2 protein-coding genes are annotated in these 3,001 nt (G+C 65.7%); both read right to left on the bottom strand.

Going from position 1 to position 3,001, the window contains the following annotated elements:
• A partial coding sequence (locus AIIKEEIJ_RS13270; protein ID WP_161995837.1) for an AAA family ATPase occupies nucleotides 1-571 on the bottom strand: 571 nt, incomplete at its 3' end.
• Between the two features lie 1,856 nt (nucleotides 572-2,427).
• Nucleotides 2,428-2,700: a hypothetical protein gene (locus AIIKEEIJ_RS33035; RefSeq protein ID WP_338020946.1), complete on the bottom strand. Its 273-nt coding sequence runs from the start codon at nucleotides 2,698-2,700 to the stop codon at nucleotides 2,428-2,430.
• Nucleotides 2,701-3,001: the final 301 nt, after the last annotated feature.

Below are 3,001 nucleotides of genomic sequence, written 5' to 3'. Positions count from 1 at the left end.
CGACGTCGCGCGTGGCGATCAACAGCACGAGTCCCTCGGCCCGCAGTCGGCGTGCAGTGAAGGCGAGTGCCTCGGCGGTGGAGACATCCAACCATTGCGCGTCATCGACGAGCACGAGAGTCGGGGATCTCTCGGCCGTCGTCGCGAGCAACTGAAATGCCGCCGCGCACACAGCGAAGCGGTCACGGGGTCGTTCCGCGCTGAGCGTGAGCGCGCAGCGCAGGGCGTCCGCCTGAACGGCGGGCAGCGAACCGAGCCGATCAAGGACGGGCGTGAGCAATCGTCCTAGCGCTGCAAACGGGAACATGGTCTCCGCCTCGACCCCGCTCACGGACAACACTTTCAGTGTGCGAGCGCCGTCGCGGGCGTAGCGCAGCAGGCTTGTCTTACCGATCCCAGGATCCCCGGTGATGACGAGCGCGGCGCTCGCCCCCGTCAGGGGTTCCGCCAACAACTGATCAATTCGTGCGCATTCCGGCCGCCGCCCGAAAAGCACATTGGAATCGTTTGGGGTGCCGCTCGAGGCGTCGTCGAACACCCGATTGTGCCGCACCATGGTCGATTCGTGCATTGCTCCTTCTCGCTCCTTTATGAGTTCTAGGAAGTTTTCAAATCGACTCGATCAAGTCGTTCCCGGAGCGTTTTCGGTTCGAGAACTCCACCGGAATGGCAGCACCGTCACGCCAGCCGGATCGGTCCGCAACATCTTGTAGCAGTACATCCTTTCGCGGCCCACGGCCGGATATCCGAGCGGCCGCTCGAGGAGACCGTCATACACGGATACCGACATCAATTGATGGACTTGTTCGACATAGAGGCCGTTCGGACCTCCACATGGGGCCGTCCACCCAGGTCACGAGCGCGTAACCGACGTCGTCCACGCCTCCCCGATGGCCGTTCATTTGTTCCAAACTGAGATTTGCCTCCTTGTCTATCTTCCGCTCGCTCGACCACCCGGAAACCCACCCTGGGTGGGCAATCGATCCACCCTCGGTGTTCCGTGCGGTCCGGCGCAGTCGCCAGTGAGCGATGTCATCTCTGCCCGATCGTGCGCTGGCGCAGTCGCCACCAACGATTTGCAGCATGTTCATCCGACTCGCGCGTCGTACAATCTTGCAGATTGCGCCGAAAAACGGCGCGCTGTCCGGTGCACTACTCGCGCAGCGGGCGCACCGCTTCTGCCGAGGCGTTCCAGCACTCGATTCGAATTCGAAGATTATCGAGCTCATACATCAGCCAGTGATCGCCGCAACGGACTCCGATTGCACCGCGCGTCTGCTACTTCGTCCGCCGTGGTTGTTGTGCGCTGATCGAGTAGTTACTGCACCACCTGATCGTCTTAGCTCGGGAGACAGTAAGCCCGAGTAGTCGGCTACTCCATTCCCTGAGCTTGATTTTTGACCTGTGCGGTTTACACCGGCCGGTTCCTGCATGTCGGTTCTGACGCGTTTGCCCGCGTGGAAATCCGGAGCGGGACGGGTGTTCTTCGAGCCGAAGGGTCGTCCGGGACCGGGCCGGGAGGGTCTCGGCGCACCGGCCGGAGTGGGCATCGTCCGGCAGATGCACCGACACCCGCGACGGACCCGGGCCAGGGTCAGCCGGCCCGGAGGCCGCGGTCGCTCCCAGGGTCGGCGCAGGTCCTCGGCCACGGGCCGGGCGAGCCGCAGCTGGGCATGCGCCACGATGACGATCCAGGTCCAGCGATCGGCCGTCTCGGGACGGCGGATCGTCGGCGCAGTCCACTCCGACGCCTGCTTGAACTTCTTCGAAGGTGTGCACGAGGAAAGAAGCGGCGCAGAAACATCTGCCACAGTCCGTCGACGTGGTCACCTCCTACGGTGGGGTCCGAGTACCACAGCCATACCGGGGCCGGGTGCCGGTTCCGGGCAGATGGCCGACGGTCAGTGGGATTACCGTGCCCTCGACGATCGGCAGTGCTCCGGGATGCTCGGCCCACACCCCTTGGTGGATGAGCCTCGGGTTCAGCTGATTCCATGCGGAGGCCGTCGCCGTTCCGTACCGGCCGGTGACCGTGCTCGTGGTGGCCGCGGGTGTGGGCCAGCTGCTCAGGTCGGCGAACCGGAACTGCGGGCCGTGCCGGGGTGGCGCCGGTGCGGCCCGGCGGCAGCGCCGGGAAGCACGACACGCGGTCCCCGCGCATTCGGCCCAGGATCCACCCCGGAAGGTCGGTGAGGGCGACCGCCAGCCGAGGCAGGTCGTAACCAGCGTCGAAGATCAGGAGGATGTCCGGGTCACCGTCGCGGTGCTGCCCGGCCGCTCGCAGACGCTCGACCACGCTGCGCACTTGTCTTGCGGTGACGAGTGTTTCATCGTCGTCCGGCTGCAGGCGGACTGCGTCGAACACCGCCGTCCACGAGGTGCGACCCGGCTCGAGCGCGGCGACGAACGAGTACTGCCGGCCGGGGATCAGCTGCGCCCGTCCCGTGCCGCGCCCGTACACGTGGAGGAACGTACGCTGTGGGCTCGTCGGGCATCCGGGCGCGGCCAGGCCCTGACATCGACGGCCAACACGATCGCGCCCTCGCGGTCGCGTGGGATCGACTCGGCGGCAATCATGTTCCGTAGACGATCGATGTCGAATCCGCCCAGGCCGTCGTACAGGGCGCCGTGACCGCGACGGCGTTCGGGTGTCAGGGGCAACTTGACGAGGGTACGGACCGCACCGCCGGAACACAGCACCGCGTCAGTCAACTCGAACAATGCGTCACGACGAGTGGTCAGGCAGTCGTAGAACCGGCCCCGGAACGCCGCCAGGTCGATACGCGTATCGATTGCTCGGCTGCTCGCCGACGGCCCGCACGTCGGGCACACTGATGCCCACGGCCACCATGTGTCCTCGTCTCGGATGTTTCTGGGTCAAGTCCCGTGAGGTGGTGTACGACGTCGTCGCGTGATTCCTCGTCGGTGGATCAGGCGGTCAAGGCCGGTGTCACCTCCTCGGTGCCCTCGGTGACACTGTCGGCGGGCTTGTCGGTGCGGG

It is taken from the genome of Rhodococcus sp. YH1 (assembly GCF_009939605.1).
GTDB classification, from domain to species: Bacteria; Actinomycetota; Actinomycetes; order Mycobacteriales; family Mycobacteriaceae; genus Rhodococcus; species Rhodococcus aetherivorans.
This window is presented reverse-complemented; position numbering and strand designations above follow the sequence as displayed.